This window comes from Wolbachia endosymbiont (group A) of Opomyza germinationis (assembly GCF_964264765.1).
Taxonomy (GTDB): domain Bacteria; phylum Pseudomonadota; class Alphaproteobacteria; order Rickettsiales; family Anaplasmataceae; genus Wolbachia; species Wolbachia pipientis.
On sequence record NZ_OZ183482.1, the window covers coordinates 831,604 to 848,364 of the forward strand.

A 16,761-nucleotide genomic window follows, 5' to 3' on the forward strand; every position below is an offset into this window, starting at 1 on the left:
TCAATTCGACTGATCGTATGCCACTACGCTCTCTTCCTCACCAGAGTGTAAATGACAACCATTATCCATCAACCATTCCTCGTCATAAGTTTCAATATCAAAATATTTTTCATATTTATCCACATTATCACAAAGTGAAAGTGCTCTGATCTTATTCATAATCAAACCTGTACCAGCAGGAATTAATCTTCCTACTATAACATTTTCTTTTAATCCACTTAAAGGATCACTCTTCCCGCAGAATGCTGCTTCTGTAAGTACTTTTGTTGTCTCTTGGAAAGAGGCAGCAGAAATAAAGGAGCTAGTTTCAAGACTTGCCCTAGTAATCCCCTGCAGAATAGGAAGATAATGAGTAGGCCGTTTGCCAGAGTTACTCATAGCATCATTTTCCCTATCAACTTCCAGCTTGTCAATGCTTTCGCCAACCAAGTACATAGTATCACCAGGATCAGTAATTTCCACTTTTTGTAGCATTTGTTTTAAGATCACCTCTAAATGCTTATTGTCTATACGAACACCCTGCAATCTATAAACTTGCTGTATTTCAGAAATCATATAGTGCGCTAAAGCTTCTAACCCAAGCACACGTAAAATATCATGGAGATCAGGGTCACCATCCATCAATAGATCACCTTTACGTACAAAATCACCTTCATTGACTATTACATGCTTACTTCTTGATACCAAATATTCAACTGGAGAAATTTGTTCATCTACAGGTTTAATTAATATACTGCGTTTTCCTCTACGGTCTTTTTCAGAAAACGCTACATAGCCATCTATCTCACTAACAATAGCATGCTCTTTAGGACGACGTGCTTCAAATAACTCTATAACCCTCGGTAAACCACCAGTAATATCACGAGTTTTAACTGACTCTCTTGGTGTTCTTGTAATAACATCACCTGCATGAACCTTCTGGCCATCTTGTACATTGAGCACTGCACCGATTGGTATAAAATAACATGCTTCAACGCCACTTGCGAGTGTCATTACTTTACCATTATCGTCAAGCAGCACAATACGAGGACGTAAATTAGCTCCACCAGAATGCAATTTCCAGTCTTTTACTACTTTGCTTGATATTCCTGTAGATTCATCCATCACTTCAGTGATCGAAATTCCATCTTTTAAGTCCTGATAAGACACTGTACCAGTCTTCTCCGTGATAATAGGCAATGTATAAGGATCCCATTCCGCAACTTTATCGCCAATTTTTACTGACCCACTCTCATCTACATAAAGCTTAGCGCCGTAAGGTACACTGTGCTTCAACTTCTCACTACCAAGGCTATCAATCAACACGACTTCACAGGAACGGCTTATCACAATTTTATTTCCGTTTCTATCTATAATTATATTACTATTGTTTAACTTTATTTTAGCATTAATAGAAGCTATAATATTCGAGGATTCAACGCCTCTAGTCATTACTCCACCTATATGAAAAGTACGCATCGTTAACTGAGTACCTGGCTCTCCAACAGATTGAGCAGCTATAACACCAACTGCTTCACCTATTGAAACAATTTTACCAGTTGCAAGGTCTCTTCCATAACATAAAGAACATACACCAGGACTTATTTCACAAGTTAAAGGCGATCTAATTTTTACAACATCAAGACCTGCAATGCTGATTTGCTTTACTTTATCCTCATCAATTAATTCCCCTGCTTTTACTAATAATTCTTTTGTCACTGGGTTATATATATCATTTGCAGCTGTTCTACCCAGCACAACACTCTCTAGAGATGCAACTATAGTACTTCCTTCAACTGTAGCTCTCACAACAAGACCATTTTTTGTTTTACAGTCATGCTTTGTAACTATGCAATTTTGAGATACATCAACTAAACGACGAGTTAAGTATCCAGAGTTTGCAGTTTTAAGTGCAGTGTCAGCTAAACCTTTACGCGCACCGTGAGTAGAATTAAAGTATTCAAATACGTTCAATCCTTCACGGAAATTAGAAATTATAGGTGTTTCTATAATCTCACCAGAAGGTTTGGTCATGAGCCCTCGCATTCCTGCTAGCTGTTTCATCTGTGAAGTAGAACCCCTTGCACCAGAGTTAACCATCATATACACTGAGTTGTACTTACTATTTCCATCATATATAGATATTGCTTTTAACATATCATTAGCTATCATATCCGTACACTTAGACCATTCATCTATAACCTTGTTATACCTCTCACTTCTAGTTATTAGCCCATCTTGATATTGCATAGAGAATTTCTTAATTTCACCCCTCGCGTGATCAACATGTGTAGCTTTAGTTTCAGGTATAACCATATCACAACGACCAAAAGAGACACCAGAAAATGTGGCATACTCAAAGCCAAGTACCATTAATTTATCAGAAAATGCCACTGTAGCACTTTGACCACAGTTACGATATACCAAATCAACTATACCAGTTATTTCCTTGACTGTTAATATCTGATTTATTAGATCGAAGCCTAGATTCTCATGCTTAGGAAAAATTTGCCATAATATTAAACGGCCAGGAGTTGTACAAACAGTTTTATAGTGAGTTTCACCGCTGCTATTAATATACTCCATCCTATACTTTATACTAGAATGAATATGTAAAGTACCATCACTCAAGGAATGCTCAACTTCACAAAAAGCACCAAAAGATGGTAAATTATCTTCCTTAGGTTCTTGTAAAGTCAGATAATATATACCAAGTACTATATCTTTACTAGGAACTATAATCGGTCTGCCATTAGAAGGACTTAAAACGTTATTAGTGGACATCATCAACACCCTAGCTTCAAGCTGAGCTTCCAATGAAATTGGCACATGCACTGCCATTTGATCACCATCAAAATCAGCATTAAACGCCGTACAGACAAGCGGATGAAGCTGTATTGCTTTGCCTTCAATAAGGATTGGCTCAAAAGCCTGAATACCAAGTCTATGTAGCGTAGGCGCTCTATTCAACAAAACAGGATGCTCTTTTATTACCTCTTCAAGCATATCCCAAACTTCTGGTTTTTCTGCTCTTATCAACTTACTAGCAAACTTAATAGTTGGAGCCATACCATACATCTTAAGCTTTGAGTAAACAAAAGGTTTGAATAGTTCAAGAGCCATTCTTTTTGGTAATCCACACTGATTTAGTTTCAAAGTTGGACCAACAACTATTACAGAACGTCCAGAGTAGTCTACCCTTTTTCCTAAGAGGTTCTGGCGAAAACGACCCTGTTTTCCTTTTAACATATCACTAATGGACTTTTTATATCCAACAGCACCAGCTTTATTTACCAAAGTATTACGACGACTATTATCAAAAAGAGAATCAACTGCTTCTTGTAACATCCTTTTTTCATTACGAATCATAATCTCAGGAGGATTTAAGCTCAACAATTTTCTCAACCTGTTATTTCTATTAATAATAGTCCTATAATGATGATTCAGATCAGAAACTGCAGGACGACCACTCTCAAGCGATACCAAAGGACGCAAATCAGGTGGTAAAATAGGTATAGTTGTAAGTATCATCCACTCAGGCCTATTTCCAGATTTAATGAAGTTTTCAACAATACGCAATCTCTTTATAATTTTCTTTCTTCTTATCTCAGAAGCAACAGATTCTAATTCTAGTCTTAAATCCTTCCTAATTTCATGTAAATCAAGGCGCGTTAGCAACTCTCTTATAGCTTCAACACCTTGCATAGCTACAAAACTATCGATCCCATAGCTATCTTTAGCTTCATTATAAGCTTTTTCACTAATAATCTCACCTTTTTCAAAAGGCGAAACAAGAGGATCTATTACGATATAATTATCGCTATATAAAATATTCTCAATATCTCTGAGAGACATATCCAATAATGCTCCAATTCTTGAAGGAAGCGATTTCAAAAACCATATATGAGCAACAGGAGATGCAAGCTCTATATGACCCATCCTTTCTCTTCTTACTTTAGAAGATGTAACTTCTACTCCGCATTTTTCGCATATGCGACCTCTGTGTCTTCTTTTTTTGTATTTTCCACATAAACATTCATCGTCATTGACAGGGCCAAAAACCTTAGGGCAAAATAATCCACCTTTCTCAACTTTGAACGTACGATAATTTGCAGTTGAAACATCTTCTATCTCACCACAAGATATACGCTTAATACTTTCAGGGCTAGCAATCGATATGCTAACCTCATTAAAAGGTTGTGCAATGTTAGTGTGAGATATATCTTCAATCACTACATCATTTTGCTTTAAATCTACATTTAAACATAAAGAACGTAGTTCTTTTATCATCACATTAAAGGATTCAGGAATTCCACATTCAAAATTACTGTCACCTTTTATTATCGATTCATAAATCTTAACTCTACCATTAATATCATCAGACTTCACAGTTAACATTTCCTGCAAAGTATAAGCAGCACCATAGGCTTGTAATGCCCAACATTCCATTTCACCAAAACGCTGACCACCAAAATGAGATTTTCCTCCAAGAGGTTGTTGAGTAACCAAACTATAAGGCCCTACTGAACGCGCATGAATTTTACCATCAACCAAGTGGTGCAACTTAAGCATGTACATGTAACCAACTGTAACCTTGCGGTCGAATTTTTCACCACTGCAACCGTCATATAATACAGCTTGTCCAGAGTTATCTAAACCAGCAAGTTCAAATAATTTTGCTATTTGTTCATCTTTTGGACCCTCAAATACAGGTGCAGCAACAGGAACGCCATCACGTAATTTGCGTGCAAATTCAATGAGATTATTATCACTAATATTACGAATATCATTACAGATAGATACGTTACTGCCATAGCTATAAACCTCAATCAGGAAGTTACGTAAATTGCTGTATGAACTTTTACAAGAGTTCAAATAGTTCTCTACTAACTCATTCAACTCGTCATTTAGTGCATTCTTATTAGGTGTATTTAAAACAGAAGCCGTTATTTCATCATCATCAATATTTTCAATTTTTTTATTATCAAGGTATGCTACTGCAAATTGTGTAAAATTATCATCGTTAAGGGACCTAATTCCCTTGCAAAAAGCACTTTTGATCTTATTGATCTCATCGAGAATATTACTTACCTTTTCCCCTAATTTTCTACAAGCCCAACCTACATGCGTTTCCAGTATTTGCCCTACATTCATTCGTGAAGGAACACCAAGAGGGTTAAGAATAATATCAACAGGAGTACCATCTTCCAAATAAGGCATATCTTCCACTGGCACAACTCGAGAAATCACACCTTTATTTCCATGTCTACCAGCCATTTTATCCCCTGGTTGCAGACTATGTTTCACAGCAATGAAAACTTTTACTGACATCGACACACCTTGAGGCAGGTCATAACCTTCATGTAATTTTTCTACTTTTCGCTTAAACTGTGCTATTGCATGTGATACTTTTTCATCAAAATCTTTTTTTAAGCTCTTAACTTGCTCAGAAATGGATTGGTTTTTTAATCCTATACCCCACCATTGCTCACGTTCAATAGAGTCAAATTTTTCTCGATCTTGAGAACCAGAATTAATAAGAAGTTTCTTCAGTTCATCATAGAAATATTCACTAGTAACATTGATTATATAATCTCGCTCTTCCTCAAAGTCATTTATCTCTTTTTGTTTGATGAGTAATGCCCTTTCATTTTCTTCAACCCCCCTGCGTGTAAAGACTTGTACATCAATTACTGTCCCTTCAACATCTGGAGATGTATATAAAGAGGAATCCGCACAATCGAATGACTTTTCACCAAAAATTGTCATTAATAACTTCGTTTCAGGAGGCAATGAAAGAGAAGGTTTAGGTGTAACTTTACCTACCAGAATATAGCCTGGACCAACTCTTGTACCAATTTTCACTATACCACTATCATCCAAGTGATATAGATTTTCTTCATTAACACCAGGTATAGCACGAGTTATTTTTTCTGATCCTAAAGGGGTATCATGTACAACACAGTCAAATTCTTCTATATGAATAGAAGTAAAGAGATCTTTTTTAACAACTTCACTAGAAATAATAATAGAGTCTTCAAAATTATAACCTTGCCAAGACATAAAAGCGACTAGCAAATTTTTACCAAGCGCCAACTCACCACTGTTAATTGCAGGACCATCAGCTATTACATCACCCTTTTTAACATAATCACCTACGCACACTAGCGGTCTTTGATTAATACAAGTATTATGGTTAGAACGCTGAAATTTCCTTAGATGATAAATATCTACGTCCAAGTAGTTAACCCTTTCTTTATCAAAAGCACGTATAACTATAGAGTTACTATCAGAACTATCAACTATGCCATCGCGTTTTGCTAAAACTACAGCACCAGAGCCAGAAGCTACAAAAGACTCCATACCAGTAGCAACCAGAGGAGCGGTAGGCTTCAATAAAGGTACGGCCTGACGTTGCATATTTGAGCCCATTAATGCTCTATTAGCATCATCATTTTCTAAAAATGGAATCAAGGAAGCTGCAACTGATATTACCTGCTTAGGAGATACGTCAATGTAACTAACTTGGTCGCTACTTACCATGACGAAGCTACCAGCATATCTACAGTATAGCATGTCATCAACAAAGCAATTATTTTCATCAAGCTTTACGCTAGTGTCAGCTATATGATGTGAGCCTTCGTCTATAGCAGAAAGATACTCAATTTGATCAGTAACAACCCTATTGACTACTTTTCTATAAGGGCTTTCAATGAAACCATATTTATTAATACGCGCGTATATAGCTAAGCTGTTGATTAACCCTATATTTTGCCCTTCAGGAGTCTCAATAGGGCAAATTCTTCCATAATGAGTTGGATGAACATCACGCACCTCAAATCCTGCCCGTTCTCTTGTTAAACCGCCAGGACCTAACGCGGATAACCTTCTTTTATGTGTTATTTCAGATAACGGATTAGTCTGATCCATAAATTGAGATAATTGAGAAGAATTGAAGAAATCTCTTAAGACATTAGTTAACACTTTTGGATTAATAAAATCAGATGGAGAAACTTTATCTAAACTAGAAGTGGACATAGAATCAACTATTGCGCGTTCCAATTTCAACAACCCAGTTCTAAATTGATTTTCTATAAACTCTCCAACTGATCTTACTCTTCTGTTTCCTAAATGATCAATATCATCTACAGATCCTTGACCGTCACGTAACAATACTATTTTTTTCACAATTTCAATAATATCTTCATGCGTTAAAACAGTTAAATCCTCATCATAATTTAATCCAAGGTAAGAGTTAAGCTTCAACCTACCAATGTTAGACAAATCATAATATTCCGGACTGAAGAAAAGATTACGGAAAAACTCTTCTACTATCTCTAAAACAGGAACTTCACCAGGACGCAAAACTCTATATATTTCATATAGTGCATCCTGATAAGACATGTTTTCATCTAAGAAAAGCGTATTTAATATATAAGGTCCAACAAACAAATTATCTATGTTCAACACTGATATTTCATCTACAGATAATAACTCAAGCTTCTTTATGTCTTCCAGCTTTATAGATTTACCAGCAGATAAAATTTTCGTAGAGCTAGCACTATCCATTAAATCTTCTGCGAGGAATAAACCACATATAGAATTAAACGGAACCAGATACTCTTTCAATTCATTATCATATAGCTTTTTAGCTAGTCTTGAGGTAATACGAACGTTAGCTTTAAGCAGCACATTACCTTCAATATCCATTAAGTCGAAAGGCAGCCTCACTCCTTTAAATTTATCAGGAACAAAAGGCACTTTCCAACCATCTTTATGTTTTACATACTTTATTTTCTCATAAAATCTATCGAGTATATCATTATTTGATAGACCCAACGCCTTTAATAAAACTGAAATTGGCAATTTTCTTTTTCTATCAACACGAAAATACAAATGGTCTTTAACATCAAATTCAATATCAAGCCAAGAACCCCTATAAGGAATAATTCTAGCAGAATAGATCAATTTACCAGAATTGTAAGTTTTTCCCTTATCGCTATCAAAAAATACACCAGGAGACCTATGCATTTGTGAGACGATAACTTTTTCCACACCATTAATGATGAAAGTGCCCTTATCAGTCATCATAGGCAACCCACAAAAGTGGACTTTCTGCTCTTCTATAGATTTTACAACGGTTGCAAGTTTAGAATGATCTCCACTCTCTTTAATCGATTTATATTCATCAAGAGAAATACCATCCTGCATAACAACAAGACGTATAGAAGCAATAACCTGAGCAGAAAAAGTTACACCACGCTTTATACACTCAGATTCATCATACTTAGGATCATCTACCCTACAACTTATAAACTCAATAGTAGCCCTACGCAAAGGATCATTTATTGGAAAGATTGTATGAAAGATAACTTCAAGTCTTTCATTACCCTTATTCTTAGGAGTAAAAGAATCATATGATTCTTTTTGAACCTTAACCAAATCCAATAAAGAATCTTTTAAATCAATCGACCTAGAATAAGAAACTCTAGGAACAAAAGCACCAGAAGCGTACATATAAGAAGAATCAACCATTAAAATACCCCAAACTAATTAAAAGAGCTATATCAATATAAAATTAATACATTAAATATTATTCAAGCTCCACTTTAGTTGCTCCTGCTTCAATAAGTTTTTGCTTGATTTTTTCTGCTTCGTCTTTAGGAACATTAGCAGTCAAATCTTTAGGTAAAGATTCAACCAACTCTTTTGCTTCTTTTAAACCCAATGTAGAATTAACCTCTCTCACAGCTTTAATAACTCCTATTTTTTTACTCGCATCAATTTCTTTAATCACAACTTTATACTCAGCTTTTTCTTGAGCAGCAGGAGCAGCAGCATTATCACCAATAGGCGCCCCAGCACCAACAGCTCCACCAAGAAAAGAACCAGCAGGCAACCCTATTTTCTCTTCTAAAACTTTTACAAGTTCAGAAGCCTCTAATAGGTTTAAAGATAATATTTTATCAACCAAATCACTTGTTACATTACTCATAATTACCACCTTACTTAACAACAAATTTATTTTTTAGAACTATAATAATCCAAAACTCTCATAAGCCTCATAGAAGATGAATTAATAGACAACGCTAACCGAGCAGGAATATCATAAGATATTAAACGCATAATTTTAACACGCAATTCATCCAGAGAAGGCAACTTAGCCAGTTTATTAACATCTTCCACTGTTAACAATTCATTTAAATGAGCTGCGCAAATCACAGACATTTTTTCTTTGTTAGCATTAGTAAAATCAACTATTAATTTTGCAGCTTCTACTATGCCACTAGAGTATATAATAGCAACAGGACCGGAAAATTTGCCTGATAAATAAGAGAATTTACCAGTCCTTTCCAAAGCCAAGCGCGCTAGAGTGTTTTTAACTACTAATACCCCACCTGCTATAGACTTCAGACTATTCCTCAGAGTTAATGAATCATTAGCATTTATAGATTTAAAATTTACTAATATCAAGAAATCATTATTTACAAATACGTTTATTGTGCTCTGTATAAATTCATCCTTATCTTTACGCTTCACGGTATCACTCCCTTAAATTATATCTTCCACTTTGCCTATCTTATAAGCTTTACCCATAGTTGAATTTAAAAAAACACCCTTAAAGTAAATTCCTTTCGCAGAAATAGGTTTATTATCTTTAATTACTTTAAGAAAGGCTTTTAAATTTTCTAGCAAGTCATCAATATCAAATTTAATATTTCCTAATTTACCATGAATAACACCATTTTTATCTGTTCTAAATTTTACCTGACCAGACTTAATGGTTTTAATAGCTTCTGCAATGTTAGAAGTCACAGTACCAAATTTAGGGTTAGGCATCAGCCCTTTAGCACCCAATACTTTTGCAATAGGAGTGATTTTTGCCATAAAATCAGGAGTAGTAATGCACCAATCAACATCTAACTTTCTACCTTTTTTTATTTCTTCAACTAAATCCTCTCCTCCTGCAATATCAGCACCAGCTTTTTCAGCTTCTAATAAATGTTTATCTTGAGCGAAAACAGCTACTTTAATATTCTTCCCGATACCTTTAGGCAAAACTACTGTACCACGCACCTGCTCTTCAGATTTACGTGAATCTACGCCTAAATTGACCGCAATATCAACTGATTCATTAAATTTTGCTGAAGCAGACTCAACAATCTTCTTCAAACACTGCTTAGGATTATCATTATATGTATTCATTTACCTAACCTTCCACAACTTCTATACCCATAGATTTTGCAGTGCCTACAACCATTTTCACTGCTGAATCTTCATTATCCACTTTCATATCAACCATCTTGCACTTTGCTACTTTAATTATAGCAGACATAGGTAATTTAGCCACTAATTCTTTACCAGGATTACCAGAACTTTTACTTAATTTAGCCTCCTGCTTAAGTAAATAAGCCACAGGCGGACCGCTGACAGTAAAATCATGAGAGCGATCATCCTTTATGGAAATTCGCACTGTTACTAAATCGCCTACTTTATAATTAGCGTTAGCAGCACTAGTAACTTTATTAAAAGCTTCACAAAACTTAGGAACAGGTATACCACGTGGACCAAGTACTGAAGCAATTTTCGGTCCTGGAACTGCTTTCCCAGCTTCCATAAGTAAGTTAATCTTAGCAACTATAACACTCATAATTAATCCTCTATTTTCTCTACTTGAGCCAGATCAAGCTCTATTATTGTCGGCTTACCTAAAATCGATACTTCCACATTAATAATTTTTTTCTCATCGTTTACCATATTTACCTTACCAGTAAAATTTTGAAAAAGACCATCATTAATTTTCACTTTTTCACCTTTTTCATAACCATAACCTAACTTCTTTGTCTCTTGAGCATTATAAAGTGCATTACACATTGAGTGAATCTCATCATCCAAAATCACCTTTGGAATATTACCGTTTTTCAAAAATCCATAAACCTTAAGAGATTTTGGTATATTATTGATAAAATTCAATACTTCATCGCATAAATTCACGTATAAAAAGACATAACCAGGAAAGCATTTCCTTCGTGTAGCAATTTTCTTAGATTTCAACTCTACTTCACTTAGCTCTTCATATGGAATAAAAACTTCCTTAAAGTAATCATTAACACCCAATCTCATAGAATTTTCCAATATATGTTGGCGCACTTTCTCTTCACAATTGGAAGCAACTCTCAAGATATACCATTTATATCTATTAAATTCTTTACACTTTAAACTTATCTCATCATCTGAAATCATCTCAAAATCACCAGATTCGCCACTGCAGAATCCAGGCGTTTGATTCAAAATATTTTTGCTTTCATCACACAGATGCATATATACATACACTTCACATAATTCTTTTATATCAGACTTTGAATTACATACCGTTTGATAAGGAATAAACACTTCCTTAAAATAAACAGCATTACTTACCAATTCGCGTATGTTTTGCTCATATCCATAATCAACTTTAATGATATACCATTTATATTCACATTCCATAAATAATTCCAAATAAAGCCTTAATTACGTAAAGAGACATAAAATCCACAAAACAGAAGAAAATCGAAAAGCATAATATAACAATCATTACAACAAATAGAGATGACAACACCTCCTGTTTCTTTACCCAAGCAATTCTTCGTATTTCTTGCTTTATATCACAGAAAAAACCACACAAACTTTTTAACATTTCCACCACAACATTAATGCAGGAGCGATAGGAATTGAACCTACAACCTCTGGTTTTGGAGACCAGCGCTCTACCAATTGAGCTACACTCCTATAACTCAAACTCTCACTCCAAAATTTCAGAAACAACACCAGAACCAACAGTTCTACCGCCTTCTCTTATCGCAAAACGCAATCCCTTATCCATTGCTATCGGTACTTGCAATTCTACTTCTACACTCACATTATCTCCTGGCATTACCATCTCCTTCCCATCTAGCAATTTTATGCTCCCAGTTACATCCGTTGTCCTTAAATAAAACTGTGGCTGGTAATTCGCAAAAAATGGTGTATGCCTTCCTCCTTCCTCTTTCTTTAATATATAAACCTCCGCCTTAAACTTTCTATGCGGTGTTATCGTCCCCGGTTTCGCTAATACTTGCCCTCTCTCCACTTCTTCTCTTTTTGTTCCTCTTAACAATATTCCTACATTGAGTCCTGCACTTCCCTTATCCAGCAACTTCTTAAACATCTCAACACCTGTGCATATCGTCTTTTGCGTCGCTTTCAGACCTATTATCTCTATCTCTTCTCCCGTCTTTATCTCTCCCTTCTCTATTCTTCCTGTTACCACTGTTCCTCGCCCCGATATCGAAAATACATCTTCGATTGGCAATAAAAATGGTAAATCCACAGGCCTTGGTGGAACCGCTACATATTCATCTAACTTTTCCATCAATTTATCTATTGATTTCTTTCCATATTCGCTGCTGTCATCCTCCAGCGCCTTGAGCGCTGAACCAACCACCACAGGCACTTCATCCCCTGGAAATCCGTATTTACTCAGTAATTCCCTCACTTCCATTTCTACTAAATCTATCATATCAGCATCAGCAACATCAGCTTTATTTATATACACCACGATATATCCAACACCTACCTGCTTCGCCAGCAATATATGCTCTCTCGTTTGTGGCATTGGCCCATCAACCCCCGACACTACCAATATCGCCGCATCCATCTGTGCTGCACCTACTATCATGTTCTTTACATAGTCAGCGTGTCCAGGACAATCAACGTGTGCATAATGCCTTTTCTCTGTCTGATACTCAACATGCGCTGTTGCTATCGTTATCCCCCTCTTCCTTTCTTCTGGCGCTTTATCTATCTGATCGTACGCTACAAAATTTCCATAATGCTTCGTTATCGCCGCTGTTAACGTCGTCTTCCCATGATCCACATGTCCTATTGTTCCCACATTTACATGCGGCTTTCCAAATGCTTCCACTACTGCTGTCATAATTATTACCCTTAATTATACTCTAACTTTAACTCATCAACCACATATTGTGGCACTTGCTCATAACAAGAAAAATGCATACTATACTGCGCCCTTCCCTGAGACATAGAACGCAAAACGTTGATATAACCAAACATATTTGCAAGAGGTACCGAAGCAGTAATTATTTTACTATTATTACCTAAATCGAGCATATCAGCAACATTTCCTCTTCTACTATTTATATCACCCATAACATCACCCATATATTCTTCAGGAGTAATGATTTCAACTTTCATTATAGGCTCCAGCATTTTTGGACCAGCTTTATTTGCCATCTCTTTAAAAGCACCTTTAGCAGCAAGTTCAAAAGCTAAAGGACTAGAATCAACCTCATGAAAAGCACCATCAAGAAGGGTAGCCTTAAAATCAATCAACGGAAATCCCGAAATTATACCACCTTCTTTTATCAACTCCAAGCCATTTTCTACCCCAGGAATATACTCTTTTGGAATAGCACCACCTACAATTTTACTTTCAAATTGAAACCCAGAACCAGGCTCAAGAGGTTCAAATTTTATTTTAACCTTAGCAAACTGACCAGCTCCACCAGATTGTTTTTTATGAGTGTAATCAATTTCAACAGATTTAGTGATAGTTTCACGATATGCAACCTGAGGAGCACCGACGTTAGCCTCAACGTTAAATTCGCGCTTCATTCTATCAACAATAATCTCAAGATGGAGCTCACCCATGCCTTTCAATATAGTCTGGCCACTTTCCGCATTTACTGACATTCTCAAAGAAGGATCTTCTGCAACCAACCTATTTAGAGCAATACCTAATTTTTCCTGATCTGAAGTGGTTTTAGGTTCTACAGCAATTTCAATAACAGGCTCAGGAAATTCCATACGCTCCAATAATATAGGAAAATCAACAGAACATAAAGTATCTCCGGTGGTTGTTTTCTTTAGCCCAACTAAAGCAACTATATCTCCAGCCCTAGCCTCAGTTATATCTTCTCGGTTATTTGCATGCATAAGTAACATTCTGCCAATCCCTTCAGTTTCGTTTTTTAACGCATTTGAAACGGTAGATTTAGACTTTAATTTACCAGAATAAATACGGATAAACGTCAAGCTGCCTACAAATTTATCCGTCATCACTTTAAATGCAAGAGCAACAAATTTCTCTTTTTCTGAAGGTTTGACCTCAATTTTCTTTTCTGAATCTTTAGGATCAATTCCAACAATTACATCAACATCAATAGGAGAAGGTAAAAAGTCAACCACACCATCTAAAAGTGGTTGTACGCCTTTATTTTTAAAAGCTGATCCACATAACACAGGAACAAATTTTCCTTTAATGGTCCCATTTCTCACGCATTTTTTCAGTAAATCCACTGGCAGATCATTAGACTCAAAGTAAGTATTCATCGCTTCATCATCCATCTCAGCTGCAGCATCTAATAAAAGATTTCGATATTCTTGAGCCTTATCAAGCAAATCAGAAGGAATATCTTCATAAGAAAATTTAGCGCCCAACGTTTCTTCTTGCCATATAATGGCTTTCATAGAAATAAGGTCAATTATACCTTTGAAATCTTTCTCACTCCCTATTGGTAAATGAATAACTAAAGGTGCTGCACCAAGCTTCGTCTTTATCATATCAACACATCGATAAAAATTTGCCCCTATTCTATCCATCTTATTAACAAAGCAGATACGAGGAACGCTATATTTATCAGCTTGACGCCACACTGTCTCAGATTGAGGTTCAACTCCAGCAACTCCATCAAATACAGCAACTGCACCATCCAAAACCCTTAAAGATCTCTCAACTTCAATAGTGAAATCAACGTGACCAGGAGTGTCTATTATATTGACCCTATGATCATTCCAAAAACATGTTGTTGCAGCAGATGTGATTGTAATACCACGCTCTTTTTCCTGCTCCATCCAATCCATAGAAGCTGCACCATCGTGCACTTCACCAATTCTATTTTGCTTACCAGTATAAAATAAAATACGCTCTGTTGTGGTAGTCTTACCAGCATCTATGTGAGCCATTATCCCTATATTTCTGTATTTAGATATTCCAATTTCCATATCACAATTAATTAGCTAACATTAAAAACGAAGATGAGAAAATGCCTTATTAGCTTCAGCCATTTTATATTTTTCTTCGCACATCTTAAACGCACCACCGCGTTTATTATAAGCATCCAGTATTTCAGATTGCAAACAATCAACAGTGGTTTTTCCACTCTTTTTTCGAGCAGCAGAAGTTGCTTTAGCAATCCACCTTAACGCTAAAGAAACCGCTCTATCTTGTCGAACTTCAACAGGTACTTGATAAGTTGCACCACCAATGCGTCGAGAACGCACTTCTATAGAAGGAGTAACATTTCCTACTGCTGTCTCAAAAATTGATAACCCACCTTCGCCTATTTTCTTTTCAGCTAAAGACAAAGCGTCATAGATAATCTTTTCTGCAGTAGATTTTTTACCACATTTCATGATTGTATTAATGAAACGCATCAGCAAAACACTGCCGTAACGCGAATCAGGACTTATTTCTCTTTTTTTTGCTTTATTCCGACGAGCCATAAACTTTAACCAGATTTCTTTACACCATATTTTGAACGAGCTTTCTTTCGATTTTGCACACCACGCAGATCAAGGGCACCTCTTATTATGTGATAACGCACACCTGGCAAATCTTTAACCCGCCCACCACGTATCAAAACAACAGAGTGTTCTTGTAAATTATGACCTTCACCAGGTATATAAGCCGTCACTTCACCATACCCACTAATTTTTACTCTGGCTACTTTACGGAGTGCTGAGTTAGGCTTTCTAGGAGTTGTAGTATACACCTTAGTGCAAACACCTCTCCTTTGAGGGTTGCTTTCTCCCAAAGCTGGTACCTTTTTCTTATGGGTCAATCCTAATCTACCCTTACGTATTAATTGATTTATCGTAGGCATATGTTATAAACTCAAGCTCATTAAAATAACTAAGTTTTTAGTTATAAAATAATAAACCTCAATAGTCAATATAAAAATAAACATTACTACTCTAATAATTAAGCTCAACTGCCTTGAAAGCCATCAGTAGACTTCTTGCACTACCTCCCAAGCCACAACTGTCATTCAGTAGAAACGAAAAAACTTACTTGACACCCTTCGCCAGCCCCATTATCATGGTACTGAAGGTATTCATTTATCTTCAATCTGTGCAGATTAAATGACAACAGTATTACGTAATTGGCGTCTTATTTTTAATTTTTTGCACTATGCACACTTTACTTCTTCACAACATTTCTGGGTTTTTACCTATATAAGCTGAAACGCGCTTATAAAGCGTTTAAGACAGTATAGTACGCCAATTTGCAGGATTAGAGAGTGACAACTAGCTAATACGGGATATCTTTTGCCTTTTTTTTGCTTAGTAAATTTCTTAAACATTTAAACTAAGGTGAGTTGCATTTAAAAGCAGCTAAATTGCAGTGTTTAAGACTTAAAAAACGCCAATACTGAAAATAGACAATGACTAGGGCTTCTTTTGCCTTTTTTTTGCTTGGTAAATTTCTTAATATTTATGGCAACATGAACTGGGCAGGAAGGTGTCATTCCAGTGCTTGACACTGGAATCCAGTTTTCCATATAATCTCATCGAAAATGTTGTAACCACTTTCTGTGCTAGTTTGCTTGCTTACAAGCAAACTTTTCTGGATCTCAGTGTCTGGGCACTGGGATGACAGGGGAGGGAGGCTACTTGGATGACACCATTCTTTTTCCTGGATCCAAGTAGTCAGGGCACTGGGATGACAGGAGAAGGTAC

12 protein-coding genes and 1 tRNA gene are annotated in these 16,761 nt (G+C 36.0%); all 13 read right to left on the reverse strand.

The genetic code is table 11. From position 1 onward, the window contains the following. The 13 genes from ACFEL3_RS04120 to ACFEL3_RS04180 all read right to left on the reverse strand — a co-directional run bounded on the left by ACFEL3_RS04120 (position 1) and on the right by ACFEL3_RS04180 (position 16,583). The gene (locus tag ACFEL3_RS04120; RefSeq protein ID WP_265018018.1) at positions 1–8,514 is read right to left on the reverse strand and encodes a DNA-directed RNA polymerase subunit beta/beta'; all 8,514 of its coding nucleotides are present in this window, start codon (positions 8,512–8,514) and stop codon (positions 1–3) included. Between the two features lie 58 nt (positions 8,515–8,572). Beyond that, positions 8,573–8,974, reverse strand: a complete 402-nt coding sequence (gene rplL, locus ACFEL3_RS04125; RefSeq protein ID WP_007551887.1) for a 50S ribosomal protein L7/L12 — start codon at positions 8,972–8,974, stop codon at positions 8,573–8,575. Between the two features lie 26 nt (positions 8,975–9,000). Next, positions 9,001–9,519 carry a 50S ribosomal protein L10 gene (gene rplJ, locus ACFEL3_RS04130; protein ID WP_006279539.1) on the reverse strand — a complete coding sequence of 173 codons (519 nt, stop codon included), beginning with the start codon at positions 9,517–9,519 and terminating at the stop codon, positions 9,001–9,003. Between the two features lie 12 nt (positions 9,520–9,531). After that, positions 9,532–10,185 (reverse strand): 50S ribosomal protein L1, encoded by a 654-nt coding sequence (rplA, locus tag ACFEL3_RS04135; RefSeq protein WP_065094732.1) that lies wholly within the window; start codon positions 10,183–10,185, stop codon positions 9,532–9,534. Positions 10,186–10,189: 4 nt separating this feature from the next. Further along, complete coding sequence (locus ACFEL3_RS04140) at positions 10,190–10,630, reverse strand: 50S ribosomal protein L11 (RefSeq protein ID WP_006279541.1); 441 nt, start codon at positions 10,628–10,630, stop codon at positions 10,190–10,192. A gap of 2 nt (positions 10,631–10,632) precedes the next feature. Further along, complete coding sequence (gene nusG, locus ACFEL3_RS04145; RefSeq protein WP_070356705.1) at positions 10,633–11,469, reverse strand: transcription termination/antitermination protein NusG; 837 nt, start codon at positions 11,467–11,469, stop codon at positions 10,633–10,635. After that, positions 11,459–11,659 (reverse strand): preprotein translocase subunit SecE, encoded by a 201-nt coding sequence (gene secE, locus ACFEL3_RS04150; protein WP_022626186.1) that lies wholly within the window; start codon positions 11,657–11,659, stop codon positions 11,459–11,461. Before secE ends, nusG begins: the two co-directional genes overlap by 11 nt. Positions 11,660–11,678: 19 nt before the next feature. Beyond that, positions 11,679–11,751 (reverse strand) — tRNA-Trp (locus ACFEL3_RS04155). 13 nt (positions 11,752–11,764) lie between these two features. Continuing rightward, entirely contained in the window at positions 11,765–12,937 is a 1,173-nt protein-coding gene (tuf, locus tag ACFEL3_RS04160) for an elongation factor Tu (RefSeq protein ID WP_010962309.1), read from the reverse strand. A gap of 11 nt (positions 12,938–12,948) precedes the next feature. Continuing rightward, the gene (fusA, locus tag ACFEL3_RS04165) at positions 12,949–15,024 is read right to left on the reverse strand and encodes an elongation factor G (protein ID WP_010962308.1); all 2,076 of its coding nucleotides are present in this window, start codon (positions 15,022–15,024) and stop codon (positions 12,949–12,951) included. A 21-nt stretch (positions 15,025–15,045) separates the two neighbouring features. Then, the gene (rpsG, locus tag ACFEL3_RS04170) at positions 15,046–15,525 is read right to left on the reverse strand and encodes a 30S ribosomal protein S7 (RefSeq protein WP_007549313.1); all 480 of its coding nucleotides are present in this window, start codon (positions 15,523–15,525) and stop codon (positions 15,046–15,048) included. A gap of 5 nt (positions 15,526–15,530) precedes the next feature. After that, positions 15,531–15,905: a 30S ribosomal protein S12 gene (gene rpsL, locus ACFEL3_RS04175; RefSeq protein ID WP_006279787.1), complete on the reverse strand. Its 375-nt coding sequence runs from the start codon at positions 15,903–15,905 to the stop codon at positions 15,531–15,533. A gap of 525 nt (positions 15,906–16,430) precedes the next feature. Beyond that, complete coding sequence (locus ACFEL3_RS04180) at positions 16,431–16,583, reverse strand: hypothetical protein (RefSeq protein WP_007549315.1); 153 nt, start codon at positions 16,581–16,583, stop codon at positions 16,431–16,433. Positions 16,584–16,761 lie beyond the last annotated feature (178 nt).

What these genes read in the sequence shown, in the direction of transcription:
- ACFEL3_RS04120 (WP_265018018.1), bottom strand. Translation starts at nt 8,514, where the DNA reads ATGGTTGATTCTTCTTATATGTACGCTTCTGGTGCTTTTGTTCCTAGA.
- rplL (WP_007551887.1), bottom strand. Translation starts at nt 8,974, where the DNA reads ATGAGTAATGTAACAAGTGATTTGGTTGATAAAATATTATCTTTAAAC.
- rplA (WP_065094732.1), bottom strand. Translation starts at nt 10,185, where the DNA reads ATGAATACATATAATGATAATCCTAAGCAGTGTTTGAAGAAGATTGTT.
- ACFEL3_RS04140 (WP_006279541.1), bottom strand. Translation starts at nt 10,630, where the DNA reads ATGAGTGTTATAGTTGCTAAGATTAACTTACTTATGGAAGCTGGGAAA.
- nusG (WP_070356705.1), bottom strand. Translation starts at nt 11,469, where the DNA reads ATGGAATGTGAATATAAATGGTATATCATTAAAGTTGATTATGGATAT.
- secE (WP_022626186.1), bottom strand. Translation starts at nt 11,659, where the DNA reads ATGTTAAAAAGTTTGTGTGGTTTTTTCTGTGATATAAAGCAAGAAATA.
- tuf (WP_010962309.1), bottom strand. Translation starts at nt 12,937, where the DNA reads ATGACAGCAGTAGTGGAAGCATTTGGAAAGCCGCATGTAAATGTGGGA.
- fusA (WP_010962308.1), bottom strand. Translation starts at nt 15,024, where the DNA reads ATGGAAATTGGAATATCTAAATACAGAAATATAGGGATAATGGCTCAC.
- rpsG (WP_007549313.1), bottom strand. Translation starts at nt 15,525, where the DNA reads ATGGCTCGTCGGAATAAAGCAAAAAAAAGAGAAATAAGTCCTGATTCG.
- rpsL (WP_006279787.1), bottom strand. Translation starts at nt 15,905, where the DNA reads ATGCCTACGATAAATCAATTAATACGTAAGGGTAGATTAGGATTGACC.
- ACFEL3_RS04180 (WP_007549315.1), bottom strand. Translation starts at nt 16,583, where the DNA reads ATGGAAAACTGGATTCCAGTGTCAAGCACTGGAATGACACCTTCCTGC.